The sequence below is a fragment of the Pseudomonas sp. P4_C4 genome, from assembly GCF_056402055.1.
In genome coordinates, this window is sequence record NZ_JBFUID010000019.1 from 14,301 (window position 1) to 30,599 (window position 16,299).

Here is a 16,299-nt window from a genome sequence, read left to right on the forward strand (position 1 = left end):
CTCAGAAGTTCACGCTGGCGAAATTGGCTCACAGCGTGAGCGAGTCCCAACCTGACTTATCCGACAGGTTGGGACATCCATTCCGTCAGAAATGAACCTTGACCAGAAAACTGGTCACACTCTGATCAGTCTTGAAGCCCTGGCTGTCTTCAATACCGTACTTGTTTTTCCAGTAGTCGTACTCGACACCGACGTACAGCTGCTTGGCACCCAGGTTCAGCGCCTTGCCCAGGTCATATTTGACCTGCGGGTTGAAGTGCAGGTTGGCGTGGTATTCGCCTTTTTTGTTCACGTCGTTGTCGACCACCCAGTCCATGAAGCCGTCGATCAGCACATCCGAGCCACCCACCGGGATGGTGTAGGACCAGACCGGCGTGACCTGCCAGATGTTGTCGCCCGGGCGGTCGCCTTCGGTGTGGCGGTTGTAGAAGTTCAACTGGAAGTAATCGAAGCCCGGGATGGCCAGGTCGAAACCAGGGCCGATCAGGTAGGACTCGGTATCGTCTTCACCGAACTCGTAGGTCATGGCCAGCAGGACGTCCTTGATCGGGCCGAGCTCGAACTTCTGGTCGAAGATCTTGTTGAACGACAGGCGCGGGCTGAGCTCGCCGTAGTGGCTGTTCTTGCCCGCGAAGGCGTCTTCCTTGCCGTTGTAGAAGATCTTGTCGATGAAGAAGAAGTTGTCGCCGTATTTCCAGCCGTCGGCGTGTTCAAAGGTCACCGTCTGCTGAATGCGCGGGTTGACCTGGAAGTCCTTACCGTAAAGGTAGGACAGGCTGTTGTTCTGCCACTGCAGCAAGTCGCCGGCCATGGCCTGACCCCCCGCCAGCAATGATCCCGCCAGCATCAGGCTAGTGCACGTACGTTTCATTCGGTTGCTCCCAAAAAGTAGGTGGTTCCACGTTATTTTTTTAAGGTCGGCGCTCTGGTGTGGCGCCTGTTTCCGTAGCGGTAAAAAATCATCCATTCGGTCAGCTTTGGTGCTGTTAGCAAGAGCTGAGCCAAGGCTTTCAAAAAGCAAAAAACTCCCGTTCGGCGGCTCAAGAGCGGTCGATTGAGAGGGGTTTTGGAGTGCCTTGGTGCCTGCCAGAGCCGGGATAAGTTGGCTTTATGGTCAGGTTTTACATCCGGGCTTTTTTTTAAACCGGATTCGGGCGGCCGCGGAGAATACTGACTCCTCGGCCAGGTCTCAAGTGCTCCGCAACGGCGCACCGACGACAGGTTTGGGGCACGGTTGCGGGGCAGCATCAGAAATGCACCTTCACCAGCAGGCTGGTGGTGTTTTCGTTGGTGTCGAAGCTGGAACTGTTTTCGATGCCGTACTTGTCTTTCCAGTAGCTGTATTCGACGCCGACGTACACCTGTTTTTCCCGCCAGCTCAGGGCCTTGCCCAGGTCGTACTTGATCTGCGGGTTGAAGTGCAGGTTGGCGTGATAAGTGCCATGGGAGTTCTGGTCGTTATCCACCACCCAGTCCATGTAGCCGTCGATCAGCAGGTTCGAGTTGCCCAATGGCAGGGTGTAGGACCAGGCCGGTGTGATCTGCCAGACATCGTCGCCGGGACGCGAGCCTTCGGTCTGACGGTAATAGAAGTTCAAGGTGAAAAAGTTGAAGCCCGGTACCGCGAGGTCGAAACCGGGGCCGATCAGGTAGGCCTCGGTGTCGTCTTCGCCGTTCTCGTAGGTCATGGCCAACAGCACGTCCTTGATCGGGCCGAATTCGAAACGGCGGTCGAGGATCTTGCCGAAGGAGAGGCGCGGGCTGAACTCGCCGTAGTAGGCATGAGCACCTTTGTTGCGGTCTTTCTCGCCGTTGTACCAGGTGCTGTCGACGAACAGGAAGTTGTCGCCGTACTTCCAGCGGTCGGCGTGTTCGAAGGTTATCGTCTGCTGGATCGACGGATTGACCACGAAATCCTTGCCGTACAGGTAGCTCAGGCTGTTGGTCTGCCACAGCAGTAAATCGCCGGCCATGGCCTGACTCGCGGCCAGCAGGCCAGCACTCAACAGCAGGTTGGTTTGTGTCCGAATCATCTGTTGCTCCCTCTTGTTTTTATTTTTGAGGCGCAGGTTGTGGCCAGGGGGCTGGCCACAGGCAGGCCCCCTTGGTTATCCGTCAGATCAATGTGTGTGAGCGTGGCAGTCGTTGATGGCCGCGCGTTCGGCGCCACCCAGGATGTTGAACAGCAGGTTCAACGTCAGCGCGCTGAGGGTGGCCATGGCGATACCGCTGTGGGTGATCGGACTCATCCATACGGGCAGGTGGGCGAAAAACTCCGGGCGCACTACCGGGATCAGACCCATGCCAATGCTCACTGCCACCAGCAACTGGTTGCGACGGTCACCGATGTCGGCTTCCTGGAGAATCTTGATCCCGGTGGCGGCGACCATGCCGAACATCGCAATCGCTGCGCCACCCAGTACTGCCGGAGGAATCGAGGCCACCAGGAACGCGGCTTTGGGCAGCAGGCTCAGAACGATCAGCAACCCGCCAGCGACGATGGTCACCGAGCGACAGCGTACGCCGGTCATTTGCACCAGGCCGATGTTCTGGGCGAAGGAGGAGTGGGTGAAGGTGTTGAAGAAGCCGGCGAAGAACGAGGCGCCGGCATCGCACAGCAAGCCGCGACGCAGCATCCGTGGGCAGACTTCCTGGCCGGTGATCTTGCCCAGCGCCAGAAACATCCCGGTGGACTCGACGAAAATGATCACCACCACCAGGCACATGGACAGGATCGGCGCGAGTTCGAATTTCGGCATGCCGAAGTGCAGCGGAGTGACGAATTGCAGCCATGGCGCCTGAGCCATGCCACTGAGGTCGACCATGCCGAGCAGGCCGCAGAGCACATAGCCAAGGCACATGCCGATCAGTACGGAAATATTGACCCAGAAGCCGCGCATGAAGCGGTGCACCAGCAAGATGGTGCCCAGTACCAGTGCGGCGATGGTCAGGTAGATCGGCGAACCGAATTGGCTGGCGCCAGCACCGCCGCCGGCCCAGTTCACGGCCACGGGGAACAGCGACAAACCGATCGAGGTGATGACCGTACCGGTCACCAGTGGCGGGAAGAAGCGCACAACCTTGGACATGAACGGGGCGATGAGCATGCCGAAGAACCCGGCGGCGATGGTAGCTCCGAAGATCCCCTGCAGGCCGATGCCGGGCATGCCGGCCATGGCGACCATGCTGCCGACGGCGGCGAAACTGGCGCCCATCATCACCGGCATGCGAATGCCCATGGGGCCTATGCCGAGGGACTGGACGATGGTGGCAATACCCGCCACCAGCAGGTCGGCGTTGATCAGGAAGGCAATTTCTTCACGACTCAGGCCAGCGGCCTGTCCGATGATCAGCGGTACCGCGATGGCACCACCGTACATCAGCAGAACATGTTGCAAGCCGACCAGGATCAGTTGCAAGAGGGGCAAACGCTGAATGGCGGGTGCGTCGGGGATGCGCGCTGTGGATAGCTCGGACATGCAACACCTCGGATCTTTTTTATTCTTGTGATTTACAGCTGCAGTGCTGCTGGCAGCTGTATTCGAATCAGGTGGGCCGCTTTGCGGCCAATCGCAGGCAAGCCAGCTCCCACACAGGCAGTGCAAAACCTGTGGGAGCGAGCTTGCTCGCGATGCTTTTGTTGCTTAGTTGGTCTGGGCACCCTGCACAATCCAGGCACCGATCAGGTCACGTTCCTGCTGGGTCATCTGGGTGATGTTGCCCAGTGGCATGATCTGGCTGGTGACGGCTTGCGCCTGAATCCGCGGTGCGTTCTGGCGGATCTGTTCGGGGGTGTCGAACATCACACCGGCAGGGGCCGCACTGAACAGCGGGCTGGTTGGCTTGGCCGAATGGCAAACCGCACAACGTTCCTGAATCACGCTGTGCACTTTGTCAAAGCCTGGGCCTGTGTTGGACGCTTGCGCCGGTGCGGCAGCCGGCGTTTCTGCAGGTTTGGCTTCAGCCGGTTTCAAACCACCGCCCACTGCTGTTTCCGGCAGTGGCTGGTATTCGATCTTCGCTGGCGCCTTGGCCACTTCCGGGCTGTTCAGCGGCGCGGGGCCGGTGACGTAAGCCAGGCTGATCATGCCGACGGCTGCCACTGGCAGGGTCCAGGCAAACTTGTGGCTGTCGTGACGGGTGTTGAAGTAGTGACGCACCAATATCGCCAGTACCGCGATCCCGGCCAGGATCAGCCAGTTGTATTGGCTGCCGTAAGTGCTTGGGAAGTGGTTGCTGATCATGATGAACAGCACTGGCAAGGTGAAGTAGTTGTTGTGACGCGAACGCAGCAGGCCTTTGGCTGGCAGCGCCGGATCCGGCGTGCGGTTCTCGGCGATCGCCGCTACCAGTGCGCGTTGCGCCGGCATGATGATGCGGAACACGTTGCCGACCATGATGGTGCCGATGATCGCGCCGACGTGCAGGTACGCACCCCGACCGCTGAACACTTTGCTGAAGCCGTAGGCCGCGCCGATGATCAGGACGAACAGGATTGCGCCTAGCAGGGCAGGGCGTTTGCCCAGGGCCGAGTCGCACAGGAAGGAGTAGATGAACCAGCCAATGAACAGCGAGCCGAGACCGATGGCCACGCCTTCAGGACCGCTCAGGGTGCTGCCCGGAGCCAGCAGGTAGAGCGTCGGGTTGGAGTAGAACACTACGCACAGCAGCGCGACCCCCGACAGCCAGGTGAAGTAGGCTTCCCATTTGAACCAGTGCAGGTTGTCCGGCATGGTCGGTGGGGCCAGTTTGTATTTTTCCAGGTGGTAGATACCGCCACCGTGGATTGCCCACAAATCACCGGCCAGCCCGTTTTTCGGATTGACGCGGTTGAGGTTGTTTTCCAGCCAGACGAAATAGAACGACGCACCGATCCAGGCCACGCCAGTAATCATGTGAACCCAGCGCACGCTCAGGTTCAGCCATTCCAACAGATGTGCTTCCACAGTCTTTACCTCTCGCCTGTCACTCTGTTGTCGAGTGATCAGGCCTTCTCTTATTGGTGGGGGGCGAGGATCAAACGCTCATCCTCTTTGAAAAAATGCTCATCGCAGTTATTGCCTGTGCCACTGCGATCAACCACCAGGAAGTCATCCCGCTTTTCGATCGTCAGCACCGGGTGGTGCCAGACGCCGCGATGGTAATTAATGCCCTGCCTGCCGTTGGTGACGAAGGCGCGGACCAAGCCTGATACAGGTTCATCGCCAACTGGCGCGACCACGATCAGAAAGGGGTTGCCGAGCAGCGGAATGAAAGCCTGGCTGCCCAGCGGATGGCGCTCCAGCATGCTGACGATCAGCGGCATGTCCTGCGCGTCGGCGCGGAAGATGCTGATGATCGCCTTGTCCTCTGGCGTAGCGGTTTCCACCGTCGCCAGTTTATGGAAGCGCATGGTCGAACCGTTGTTGATCATGAAGTGATCGCTGCCGTCGGTTTCGATCACGTCACCGAAAGGGGCGAAGGCTTCTTTGGTCAGCGGTTCAATCGTCAGTGTGCGCATGCTGTTCTTCTTAATTCGTTCAGGTGTGGATGATTCTTTGTAGGAGCAGCCGGTCGACGTTCGATTGCTCGCGATGGTCGTCAACGATAACGCGTGCATCCAGGATGAACGCGGTGTCCTTGAGTTTTTCGCGAGCAAGCTCGCTCCTACAGGCTCAGCATTACTTCGCGACCTTGCCCAATACCCGCAGGCGGCTCACACCACCATCCGGGAACACGTTCAGGCGGATGTGGGTGATCGGGCCCAGTGCCTTGATCTGCTCGGCGAAGGTGTGTTCGGCGTGCATTTCCAGCTTCTGGCTTGGCAGCAGTTCGCGCCAGAACAGCGACTGGGTTTCGATCTGGCTGTCGGTACCGCCCTTCACGAAGGCGCCCTGGATCGAGCAGCTGTCCGGGTAGTTGCCCTTGAAGTGCAGGGTGTCGACGATGACTTTCTCGACTTCACCGGCATGGCCCAGCGCGACGATCACCCAGTCATTGCCCGGGGTACGGCGACGCGCGGTTTCCCAGCCGTCGCCCATGTTGATGCCACGGCCCGGGTTGAGGATGTTGCTCATGCGGCCGAAGTGTTCATCGGAGCAGGCGAGGGCGCGGCCACCGTTAAGGGCTGCAGCCAGGTCGACCTGCTCGTTGTCGCCGATAGCCGACCAGTCGCGGAACGGCACACCGTACACGCGCAGACGGGCCACGCCGCCATCCGGGTAGATGTTGAAGCGCAGGTGGCTGAACGCCTGGTCGTTGTTGATTTCGTGGTAGTGGTGGCTGTTGCCTTGCAGCTCGACGGCGGACAGCACTTCAGTCCACTGGGTGTTTTCATCAGGCTCACCCGAGGCCAGGAAGCAGGCTTCCAGGGAAGCCGAAGGCGGGAAGTTGCCGGTGAAGAATGAAGTGTCGATGTCGACGCCCTTGATCGAACCCGGCACACCCAGGCGGATCACTGCGCTGTCGAAGCCTTCGAAGCGTTTGCGGCGCGATTCCCAGCCGTCCATCCACTTGCCGTTGTCATCGAACACGCCCTCCTTCCATACGGCCGGGGTCGGTTGGAACAGACGGTTGGCGTCTGCGAACCAGTCATCGGTGACCGAGATGATTTTGGTGCCCAGGCGGGCATCGGCCAGGTTGACGAACTTCTCGAAAGGTACGGCGTAAGCTTTCATTCTTCTTGTCTGCCTTTAAATAAGTGGCTTGGGATGCTTGCAGGGCCCTTGGTGATTCGGCGTTCTTGAATTCGCAGGGCCAGGCTTGCTATAGGGTCAGTAATCGGAACAGGGCGATCTTGTTGATCTCCGCTAGCGCACATTTGAACTCGGTGTCGACCGGGTTGTGGATGCGCGTTTCGAACGCTGCGAGGATCTGATGCCGGTTGCTGCCTTTTACCGCCATGATGAAGGGAAACTTGAACTTGGCTTTGTAGGCATCGTTCAGCTCGGTGAAGCGCTGGAACTCTTCGGCCGTGCATTGGTGAATACCCGCGCCAGACTGTTCTTCAGTGCTGGCTGCGGTCAGATGGCCCTGGACGGCAGCTTTGCCGGCCAGGTCCGGGTGAGCATTGATCAGGGCCAGCTGGCTTGTGTGATCGGCGCTCAACAGGATGTCGCTCATGCGCTGGTGCAAGGTTTCGATCTCGTCGATCGAAGCGTCCTGGCCCAGGTCGAAGGCCTTCTCGGCCACCCATGGCGAATGTTCGTAGATGTCGGCGAAAGCGGCGACGAAGGCGTCGCGGCTCAGTGTCGATGGTTTCAATGTTTGAAAGGTGCTCATTTGGCAGCCCCTTGGTACGGGTGGGTTTCTTGCCAGTGGCGCGCGATGTCGACGCGACGGCTGAACCACACCTGTTCATGACTTTTAGCGTATTCGATAAAGCGCTTGAGTGAAGCCAGGCGCGCCGGACGGCCGATCAGGCGGCAGTGCAGGCCGATCGACAGCATTTTCGGTGCCTCGGCGCCTTCGGCGTAGAGCACGTCGAACGCGTCCTTGAGGTATTCGAAGAAGTCGTCGCCCTTGTTGAAACCCTGGACCTGGGTAAAACGCATGTCGTTGGTGTCCAGGGTGTACGGGATCACCAGGTGCGGCTTGCCGGTCGGGTTGTTCGGTTCCCAGTAGGGCAGGTCGTCGTCGTAGGTGTCGCAGTCGTAGAGGAAACCACCTTCTTCCATCACCAGGCGACGGGTGTTCGGGCCGGTGCGGCCGGTGTACCAGCCCAGTGGGCGTTCACCGGTGATTTCGGTGAGGATGCGGATCGCTTCGAGCATGTGCTCGCGTTCCTGGGCTTCGTCCATGTACTGGTAGTCGATCCAGCGATAGCCGTGGCTGCAGATCTCGTGGCCGGCATCGACCATGGCGCGGATCACGTCCGGGTGACGCTGGGCGGCCATGGCCACGGCGAAGATGGTCAGCGGAATGTCGAATTCCTTGAACAGCTTGAGGATCCGCCACACGCCGGCACGGCTGCCATACTCGTAGAGGGATTCCATGCTCATGTTGCGCGCACCTTGCAGCGGCTGGGCGGAAACCATTTCCGAGAGGAACGCCTCGGATTCTTTGTCGCCGTGCAGGATGTTGCGCTCGCCGCCTTCTTCGTAATTGAGTACGAACGACAGGGCAATACGGGCATTGCCCGGCCAGTGTGGGTGAGGAGGGTTACTGCCGTAACCGACCAGGTCGCGTGGGTAGTCAGCGCTCACTGCAGGCTTCCTTCTTGTTCGATGATGACGGTTGGTGTGACGCAGCTGAAAAAAGGGTGGCAGGCTGGCGTCACAGCGATGGGCTGATTGTATACAACTTTATATTCACTTTGTAAGCCTGAATTTTCGCATTTTTCACCGACTGTCATCTTTTACTGCTATTGGCGTGAGCCTGCAAGAAATCTGCCTGACTGGTCAATTATTGATTGAAGGGCTCATAGGTGGTGCGGTTTGGCGGGAAATCGACGGAAAATATGCCGATGCCGGGAGTCATGCGAAAAATGTCGTTTTTATTGTGTACAATTTTTTTGAAAAGTGTCTTAATTGGTCGATCGCCGCAGCTTTTCGTGCTCCGAATCGGTGCGGTCTCCTTTTCAACTGACTTCGGGAGGCGCGAAGTCTGACTGCTCCACGCAGGCAGGCGCGCAGAATCAATGGGACGTTTGACTACACACGTTTTGGACGCAGCACACGGTTGCCCGGGCAGCTCGATCAAGGTCGAGTTGTACCGCGTTGAAGGATCGCAGCTGGAATTGGTCGCCAGCGCGATAACCAACAGCGATGGTCGTGTCGATGCACCGCTGCTGCAAGGCGATGACTACCGCTCCGGGGTCTATCAGGTTCAGTTTCATGCCGGCGATTACTACCGCGCCCGTGGCGTCAAGCTGCCGGAGCCTGCCTTCCTGGATGTCGTAGTGCTGCGTTTTGGCATCTCCGCCGAGCAGGATCACTACCATGTGCCGTTGTTGATTTCGCCTTACAGCTACTCCACCTATCGCGGCAGCTGATCCCCCAGGCAGCTGCTGCACCCTGGAAGCGACTGCGCATATAGCTTCTTTGGTCTTTCGCCCGCTCACACTGCGGGCTTTTTTTCGTCTTGAGAAATGTGGCGCCTGTGCCGACGCCATCGCGAGCTTGCTCGCGATGCTTTTGCTTTTAGCGGCTAAGCAAGGACGCAGCACCCGCACCACTGAACAACCCCGCACTGATCCGGTTAAACCAGCTCTGCCCCTTGCCGCTGCGCAGATACCGCGCCGCACCATGGGCACCAAGGCCGTAGGCCAGTTTGCACAGCAGGTCGAGCACGGTCCAGGTCGCAATCATCACCAGCAACTGCGGCAGGAACGCTTGTTCGGCACTCAAGAACTGCGGCAGGAAAGCGGCGAAGAACAGAATGTCTTTCGGGTTGCTCGCGCCCAGCATGAACGCGCGGCCGAAAAGTGCGCGAAAGCGCGGCACTGCTGCAGCTTGAGGCACTTCGGCGCCATGGGAAGGCTGGCGCGATTGCTGCCAGCTCTGCCAGGCGAGATAGAACAAGTACAACGCACCGACGATTTTCAAGGCGCGGAACAACTGTTCCGACGCCAGCAGCAACGCGCCCAGGCCCAGCGCCGAGGCGCTCAGCAGGCAGATCGAGGCAATCACGCCACCCAGAAACGCCGGGTAGGAGCGGACCAAACCGTAATTCAGGCTGTTGCTGATCATCAGCAAAGACAACGGCCCCGGGATCAGGATCACTATCAGCGCAGCGCCGCTGAACAGCAGCCAGGTTTCCAGACTCATCACTTTCCTCCATTTGCACAAAAGCCCCACCCGACGGGGTGAGGCTGTTTTCAAGCGGGTCCCGCGTAAGGTTTACAGGAAGATGAACTTGGCGATGAAGATCGCGCAGAGCACCCACAAACTCACGGAAATTTCCTTGTACTTGCCGGTACCGGCCTTCAGCGCCACGTAGGTGATGAAGCCCAGGGCGATACCGTCGGCGACCGAGAAGGTCAGCGGCATCATGATGGCGGTAACGATCGCCGGAATGCTGTCGGTCGCTTCGTCCCATTCAATGTGGGCCATGCCGCCCATCATCAGCATCGCTACATAAATCAGTGCGCCAGCGGTGGCATAGGCGGGAATCATGCCGGCCAGTGGTGCGAAAAACATTGCGGCTATAAATAGCACACCAACGGTGACTGCGGTAAGACCAGTCCGACCACCAGCGGCCACGCCAGCAGCACTTTCTACGTAGCTTGTGACCGGCGGAACACCGACCACTGCACCGAATACGCTGGACGCACTGTCGGCTTTCATCGCGCGGGAGAGGTTTTCGATCTTGCCGTCAGCGCCGACCAGGTTGGCGCGCTGGGCAACGCCCATCAGTGTGCCGGCGGTGTCGAACATGTGCACGAAGAGGAACGCCAGGACCACGCTGATCATGCTGACGTTGAATACGCCGGCGACGTTCATGGCCATCCAGGTCGGAGCCAGGCTTGGCGGAGCGGACATGATGCCCTCGTAGTGCACCAGCCCGAGGCCCCAACCGGCGAGGGTCACGGTGATGATGCTGATGAGGATCGCGCCGAACACTTTATGGTAGCTGAGGATGGCGATCATCAGGAAGCACACGGCGGCGAGCAGCGGGCCGGGTTCGCGCAGGGAGCCGAGCTTGATCAGGGTAGCCGGGCTATCGACGACGATACCCGCGGTTTTCAGACCGATCAGCCCCAGGAACAGCCCCACGCCGGCGCCCATGGCGAAGCGCAGGCTGACCGGGATGCTGTTGAGCAACCATTCGCGGATCCGCGAGAAGGTCAGGATCATGAACAGCACACCGGAAACGAACACCGCACCGAGGGCGGTTTCCCAGTTGTAGCCCATGGTACCGACCACGGTGTAGGTGAAGAAGGCGTTCAGCCCCATGCCCGGTGCCAGGCCGACCGGCCAGTTGGCGTACAAACCCATCAACAGGCAACCGAGTGCCGCGGCGATGCAGGTGGCGACGAACGCCGCACCGTGATCGATCCCGGCATCGGCCATGATGTTGGGGTTGACGAAGATGATGTAAGCCATGGTGATGAAGGTTGTCAGACCGGCAATCAGCTCGGTCTTCACCGTGGTGCCATGCAAGCTGAGTTTGAACAGACGCTCCAGCAAGCCATTGCGTAATGGCGGCGAGAGTTCCAGCGTCGATGCTTCGGATTTGCGGCTTTCCACAGCGAATACTCCTCAAGAGTTTTATTGTTATTTCCAGGGCCGGACCCATGAGGGTGGCAGCGGCCCTTTGAGGCACTTGCGAATTTGTTGACCGCTTGGTCAGGAACTCGCACGAAGTGGATTATGCTTTTGTATACAAATAATGCAAATAATGTTTTTGGTTTTGTCGACGAAATATTTGGCTTTAGGGATATATCGCCTGATAGGACGCCATCGCGGGCAAGCCACGCTCCCACAGGTTTTGTGTCGTTCGCTGACCCTGTGAACGTCGAAGACCCTGTGGGAGCGTGGCTTGCCCGCGATGACTGACTTGAGGACAGGTAGATTTTTACTGGTTTTTCCCCAACGCCAGATTCACCGCCAGCCACCCGTTTACCGCCGTCTCCCCAGCCTCGCCGAATACTCTCTCCAACAATTTCACCTGCTCACGGCGCAGCGCCTGTTCAAACCGCGCGCCTTCGTCGGTCAACTCCAGCAGACGCTTGCGCTTGTCAGTCTCGGACGCGACGCTGTCGACCAGATGCATCTCCAACAATTGCCGCAACGGCATGTTCAGCGCCTGCTTGCTCACGCCGAGCAACGCCAACAGCTCCTTGACGCTCAGGTTCGGATAGCGGGCGATGAAAAACACGATGCGCTGATGCACCCGACTCAGGCCGCGACGTTCGAGCATTTCATCGGCCTTGGCGGTGAAGGCCTGGTAGCCGAAGAAAAACGCTTCCATGGCTTGCTGCTGGGAAAGCGGGTTTTTAAGGTCAAGCATATTGACGTATCCGTTCGAGGAGGCGTAATTTCGGTCAACAAGTTTGACTCATTTTCCACATGCCTCGCTACCGGTGATCCCCATGGCTTTTTCCGAACGTGTCTCGCGCCTTAAAAGTTCTTTGATCCGTGAAATCCTCGCCGCGGCCCAGCGTCCGCAGATGATGTCGTTTGCCGGCGGTCTACCGGCCGAAGCCATGTTGCCGAAGGTCGATTGGACCGAGATGCCGGTTTCCATGGGTCAATACGGCATGAGCGAAGGCGAACCGGCGCTGCGTGAGGCGCTGGCCGCCGAGGCGCGGGCGTTGGGAGTGCCATGTGAGGCGAGCCAGGTACTGGTGGTCAGCGGCTCACAGCAGACCCTCGACCTGGCCGCCAAGCTGTACATCGACAAGGGCACCGAGATCCTGCTCGAAGCGCCGACTTATCTGGCGGCGTTGCAGATTTTCCAGTTATTCGGCGCCGATTGCCTGACCGTGCCGCTGGAGGCTGAGGGGCCGAACCTGGCGGAGCTGCGCGTTTGCCTGGAACAACACCGACCGGCTTTCATCTACCTGATCCCGACCTTCCAAAATCCATCGGCGGTGCGTTACAGCGAAGCCAAGCGTGACGCGGTGGCGGCGTTGCTCGATGAATTTGGCGTGACGCTGATTGAAGACGAGCCTTACCGCGAACTGACCTTCGACGGTGGCAGCGCCACACCGATCGTCAGTCGCTTGAAGAAGGCCAGCTGGATCTACACCGGCACCGTGTCGAAAACCCTGCTACCGGGTTTGCGCGTTGGTTACTTGATTGCCAGTCCGGACCTGTTTCCCCATCTGTTGAAACTCAAGCAATCGGCGGATTTGCACACCAATCGGGTCGGCCAATGGCAGGCACTGCAATGGATCGGCAGCGAGAAATATCAGCAACACCGCAGTGAGTTGCGTGATTTTTATCGGGGGCGACGGGATGCGTTTCAGGCTGCGCTGGAAACTCACTTCTCCGATCTGGCGGACTGGAACGTACCGCAGGGCGGGTTGTTTTTCTGGCTGAAACTCAAGCAGCCGCAAGACACCCGCACCTTGCTCAACGCCGCGCTGGCCAATGACGTGGCGTTTATGCCGGGTGAGCCGTTTTTCCCTGAGCCGGATAACCATCCGGGGTATTTGCGGTTGAACTTCAGCCACATTGATCCGGCGCGGCTGGATGAGGGGCTCAAGCGATTAGCGGCGGTGGTGCGACAGGCGCAGGCAGTGCAGGCAGCCTAGAAACAAATAAACCGGCGCAAGGGCCGGTTTATTTTTGCCTGGAGATTTGTGGTGGCTGTAGTGGCCTCATCGCGAGCAAGCTCGCTCCCACAGGGGGGCTGTGGTGTGCACAAAACCTGTGGGAGCGAGCTTGCTCGCGATGGCGTCAGTCAGATCACCACATAAACATCAGGCTGCCGCGAAACGCTTGTCCAGATAATCAATGATCACCTTGGACTCGTACATCCAGGTGGTCTGGCCATTCTCTTCAATGCGCAGGCATGGCACCTTGATCTTGCCGCCTTGCTCCAGCAAGGTCTGGCGATCCTGTTCGTTGTTCTTCGCATCGCGAAGGGCCACCGGCACATTCAGGCGGCGCAGGGTGCGGCGGGTCTTCACGCAGAACGGACAGGCGTGGAATTGATACAGGGTCAGACCCTTGGCGGCGGATTCGACCTGGGCCTGAGCGGCGGCGGGGCGCTTTTTCTTGCTTGGACGAGTAATGAAGTCGATGAAAATGATCAGTTGGCCAAGGCCGACACGAAGCGCTTTTACGAACACGTTGAAAGCCTCACGGTGCTAATGAATAAGGGCGCGCAGCTTACCTGATTTTTTGCAGACGAAAAAAAACCGGCGATGAACGCCGGTTTTCTTCGTGCCGCGAATTACTTGATGAGGCTGAGGAATTCGCTGCGGGTCGCGGCGTTCTCGCGGAACTCGCCGAGCATCACCGAGGTGATCATCGTCGAGTTCTGCTTTTCCACACCGCGCATCATCATGCACATGTGCTTGGCCTCGATCACCACTGCAACGCCCAGGGCGCCGGTGACTTGCTGGACCGCGTCGGCGATCTGGCGGCTGAGGTTTTCCTGGATCTGCAGGCGACGGGCGTACATGTCGACGATCCGCGCCACCTTCGACAGGCCCAGGACCTTGCCGCTCGGGATGTAGGCGACGTGAGCCTTGCCGATGAACGGTAGCAGGTGGTGTTCGCACAACGAGTACAGCTCGATGTCCTTGACCAGCACCATTTCGCTGTTGTCGGAGCTGAACAGGGCACCGTTGGTGACCTCTTCCAGTGTCTGTTCATAGCCGCGGCAGAGGTACTGCATGGCTTTGGCGGCACGCTTGGGCGTGTCGAGCAGGCCCTCGCGGGAGACGTCCTCGCCCAGTTGGCCAAGGATCGCGGTGTAATTCTGTTCCAGGGACATGAAACTACCTGTGGGATTTTACGCAAAGGTCAAGGGTACGGTGGCGGACACGACGCTGCAAGCGTAGCGCGTCAGCTTTACTCGTCACGACCTTCCATCATGGTGCGTTTGAGCATCACATAAACCGCACCGGCACCGCCGTGTTTCGCCTGGCACGAGGTGAAGCCGAGCACCTGTGGATGCTGGCGCAGCCAGGTGTTGACGTGGCTTTTGATCATCGGCCGCTTGCCATCCAGGCGTACCGCCTTGCCATGGGTGACGCGTACACAGCGGATTTCGAATCGGGTGGCTTCGGCGAGGAACGCCCAAAGGGTTTCCCGGGCCTTTTCCACGCTCATGCCGTGCAGGTCGAGGCTGCCTTCGAACGGAATCTGTCCGACTTTGAGCTTGCGCATCTGGCTTTCCTGCACGCCGTCACGCGCCCACATCAGCTCGTCTTCAGGGCCGACGTCGATGACGAACTGATCGGACAGCCCGTCTACGGTGGTGGATTCGGTGCGCACGGTGGCCGCTTGGCGCAGCATGGCAATCTGCGCGCGGTCAGCCTTGGGTTTGCCGGTTTCGGCGCGATCGTGCCTGATTGGCTTGACGCCTTGGATCGCGCTTTTGAACAGGGAAAAATCGTCGTCTTGCATGTCAGCCTCCGCGAAGGGCGGCCAGTTTACCCAACTCGAAGCGAATCGGGCGCGACAAAAACGCGCGCGACGCTTGGCTCAGTCGTGTTTTTTCATCAGGTGCGGCGACATGGCCAGTTCCCGCGACTGGCGCGAGCGACGACGGCAACGGCGCCATAGCCACACGCCGAGGTACAGCACGAACAGGCCGATGACCAGGATCACGGCAGCACCGGCGCGGCTGGTGTTCAATTCACCCAGGGCGGGTGCGTGGCCGAGCAGGCTGGCGACACCGGCCATGACAAGCAACACACCGCACATCGCCAGCAATGCCGCGAACGTCGCGCCGATTCGAAAACGCCAGTTGCTTTGGCCTTTGGGTCGCAAGCGGCGAGCGTCAAAACCATCGGATAACTTCATTCCGACCTTCCTCAATGGGTATCGGCCCTTCGACCGGGAGTTGACCGGGATGTTCCTGAGGCTAAGACAATTACGGCAATTGAGCGGTTTTTGCGGATGAGCGGCATACCAGGCCGCTCATTGAGCGTCGATCAGATCAGTTCCCGGCTCAGGGCGAGGGTGGCGAAATTATCCGCCATGATCGCCATTTCTGTCTGATGAACGTGTTCGGCGCTGAGCACGCCGCCCTTGTATGGCAGGTCGCGGGTGGCGCAGGCATCTTCCACCAAGGTGCAGCGAAAACCCAGGTTCTTGGCGGCGCGCACGGTGGTGCTGACGCTGGAGTGGCTCATGAAACCGCAGACGATCAGGTCAAGGGCACCGAGGTCTTCCAGGCGTTTGGCCAGTTCGGTGCCGTGAAAGGCGCTTGGTAACAATTTGCCGATGACGGTTTCATCGCTCTGTGGCTCCAGGCCCGGAATGAATTCACCACCTACGCCCTGGGGGTTGAACAACCCGCCGAGCGTACCGAGGTGGCGGACATGCACGATCGGCCGGCCGGCGGCGCGGGCAGCGGCGAGCAGTTGCTTGATGTTCGCGACAGCTTCATCCATGCCGCTCAGGGCCAGGGGACCGCTGAGGTATTCTTTCTGGGCATCGATGATGACCAGCGTGGCATGGCTCAGATTGGCCGCTGCATAGCCGCGACCGCTGAGTTGAAACATCGTTTTTGGAACAGACATTCTGGGGCTCCTTGGAGTGGGGCTTTTGCGACATTGTCCTCTGGCTGAGCGGTTCTGTGAATCGCTACGATCGTAGGTGCCGTCGTTGCTGGCCTGTAGCCTTGTCAATAGTCGCATTTTGTTCAATAGCCTGGCGAAAAAACGGATAACTCCTACATTTGAATCGGTAGTTT

At 59.0% G+C, this 16,299-nt stretch carries 19 protein-coding genes; 3 read left to right on the plus strand and 16 right to left on the minus strand.

Features of this window, described 5'->3' with window-relative positions:
* Positions 1 to 85 precede the first annotated feature (85 nt).
* From AC1DXW_RS12065 to puuE, 8 genes are all read right to left on the minus strand, one after another.
* Positions 86 to 871 carry an outer membrane protein OmpK gene (locus AC1DXW_RS12065; protein WP_477754854.1) on the minus strand — a complete coding sequence of 262 codons (786 nt, stop codon included), beginning with the start codon at positions 869 to 871 and terminating at the stop codon, positions 86 to 88.
* A 376-nt stretch (positions 872 to 1,247) separates the two neighbouring features.
* Entirely contained in the window at positions 1,248 to 2,033 is a 786-nt protein-coding gene (locus AC1DXW_RS12070; protein ID WP_477754853.1) for an outer membrane protein OmpK, read from the minus strand.
* Positions 2,034 to 2,120: 87 nt separating this feature from the next.
* Entirely contained in the window at positions 2,121 to 3,479 is a 1,359-nt protein-coding gene (locus AC1DXW_RS12075) for a nucleobase:cation symporter-2 family protein (RefSeq protein WP_477760044.1), read from the minus strand.
* Between the two features lie 165 nt (positions 3,480 to 3,644).
* Complete coding sequence (locus AC1DXW_RS12080; RefSeq protein WP_477760045.1) at positions 3,645 to 4,946, minus strand: urate hydroxylase PuuD; 1,302 nt, start codon at positions 4,944 to 4,946, stop codon at positions 3,645 to 3,647.
* Between the two features lie 50 nt (positions 4,947 to 4,996).
* Entirely contained in the window at positions 4,997 to 5,500 is a 504-nt protein-coding gene (locus AC1DXW_RS12085) for an ureidoglycolate lyase (RefSeq protein WP_477754856.1), read from the minus strand.
* 160 nt (positions 5,501 to 5,660) lie between these two features.
* Complete coding sequence (alc, locus tag AC1DXW_RS12090) at positions 5,661 to 6,656, minus strand: allantoicase (protein WP_007988149.1); 996 nt, start codon at positions 6,654 to 6,656, stop codon at positions 5,661 to 5,663.
* An 88-nt stretch (positions 6,657 to 6,744) separates the two neighbouring features.
* Positions 6,745 to 7,260 carry a 2-oxo-4-hydroxy-4-carboxy-5-ureidoimidazoline decarboxylase gene (gene uraD, locus AC1DXW_RS12095; protein ID WP_477754850.1) on the minus strand — a complete coding sequence of 172 codons (516 nt, stop codon included), beginning with the start codon at positions 7,258 to 7,260 and terminating at the stop codon, positions 6,745 to 6,747.
* Positions 7,257 to 8,183, minus strand: a complete 927-nt coding sequence (puuE, locus tag AC1DXW_RS12100) for an allantoinase PuuE (RefSeq protein ID WP_007988146.1) — start codon at positions 8,181 to 8,183, stop codon at positions 7,257 to 7,259. The genes uraD and puuE overlap by 4 nt, the downstream gene beginning before the upstream one ends.
* 166 nt (positions 8,184 to 8,349) lie before the next feature.
* On the opposite strand from puuE, the gene AC1DXW_RS12105 reads away from it, so the two are divergent.
* Both AC1DXW_RS12105 and uraH read left to right on the plus strand, forming a co-directional pair.
* On the plus strand, positions 8,350 to 8,565 hold the full coding sequence (locus AC1DXW_RS12105; protein WP_477754849.1) for a hypothetical protein: 216 nt from the start codon (positions 8,350 to 8,352) through the stop codon (positions 8,563 to 8,565).
* Between the two features lie 52 nt (positions 8,566 to 8,617).
* Positions 8,618 to 8,971 carry a hydroxyisourate hydrolase gene (uraH, locus tag AC1DXW_RS12110; protein WP_477754848.1) on the plus strand — a complete coding sequence of 118 codons (354 nt, stop codon included), beginning with the start codon at positions 8,618 to 8,620 and terminating at the stop codon, positions 8,969 to 8,971.
* Between the two features lie 148 nt (positions 8,972 to 9,119).
* Here uraH and AC1DXW_RS12115 read toward each other — a convergent pair whose 3' ends face one another.
* The 3 genes from AC1DXW_RS12115 to AC1DXW_RS12125 form a co-directional block, all read right to left on the minus strand.
* Complete coding sequence (locus tag AC1DXW_RS12115; RefSeq protein WP_477754847.1) at positions 9,120 to 9,746, minus strand: LysE family translocator; 627 nt, start codon at positions 9,744 to 9,746, stop codon at positions 9,120 to 9,122.
* Positions 9,747 to 9,818: 72 nt separating this feature from the next.
* Complete coding sequence (locus AC1DXW_RS12120) at positions 9,819 to 11,168, minus strand: NCS2 family permease (RefSeq protein ID WP_477754846.1); 1,350 nt, start codon at positions 11,166 to 11,168, stop codon at positions 9,819 to 9,821.
* 328 nt (positions 11,169 to 11,496) lie between these two features.
* Complete coding sequence (locus AC1DXW_RS12125; protein ID WP_477754845.1) at positions 11,497 to 11,931, minus strand: MarR family winged helix-turn-helix transcriptional regulator; 435 nt, start codon at positions 11,929 to 11,931, stop codon at positions 11,497 to 11,499.
* A gap of 82 nt (positions 11,932 to 12,013) precedes the next feature.
* Between AC1DXW_RS12125 and AC1DXW_RS12130 the strand changes: the two genes are divergently transcribed.
* A complete protein-coding gene (locus tag AC1DXW_RS12130; protein ID WP_477754844.1) occupies positions 12,014 to 13,180 on the plus strand; it encodes an aminotransferase-like domain-containing protein in 1,167 nt (388 codons plus the stop codon).
* A gap of 168 nt (positions 13,181 to 13,348) precedes the next feature.
* On the opposite strand, the gene AC1DXW_RS12135 is transcribed toward AC1DXW_RS12130, so the two are convergent.
* The 5 genes from AC1DXW_RS12135 to AC1DXW_RS12155 form a co-directional block, all read right to left on the minus strand.
* Entirely contained in the window at positions 13,349 to 13,720 is a 372-nt protein-coding gene (locus AC1DXW_RS12135) for a glutathione S-transferase N-terminal domain-containing protein (RefSeq protein WP_150724597.1), read from the minus strand.
* 104 nt (positions 13,721 to 13,824) lie between these two features.
* Complete coding sequence (folE, locus tag AC1DXW_RS12140) at positions 13,825 to 14,370, minus strand: GTP cyclohydrolase I FolE (RefSeq protein WP_007988130.1); 546 nt, start codon at positions 14,368 to 14,370, stop codon at positions 13,825 to 13,827.
* A gap of 77 nt (positions 14,371 to 14,447) precedes the next feature.
* A complete protein-coding gene (locus AC1DXW_RS12145) occupies positions 14,448 to 15,005 on the minus strand; it encodes a Smr/MutS family protein (protein WP_477754183.1) in 558 nt (185 codons plus the stop codon).
* A gap of 78 nt (positions 15,006 to 15,083) precedes the next feature.
* Complete coding sequence (locus AC1DXW_RS12150; RefSeq protein ID WP_477754182.1) at positions 15,084 to 15,404, minus strand: hypothetical protein; 321 nt, start codon at positions 15,402 to 15,404, stop codon at positions 15,084 to 15,086.
* A gap of 131 nt (positions 15,405 to 15,535) precedes the next feature.
* Positions 15,536 to 16,126 carry a cysteine hydrolase family protein gene (locus tag AC1DXW_RS12155; protein ID WP_477754181.1) on the minus strand — a complete coding sequence of 197 codons (591 nt, stop codon included), beginning with the start codon at positions 16,124 to 16,126 and terminating at the stop codon, positions 15,536 to 15,538.
* Positions 16,127 to 16,299 lie beyond the last annotated feature (173 nt).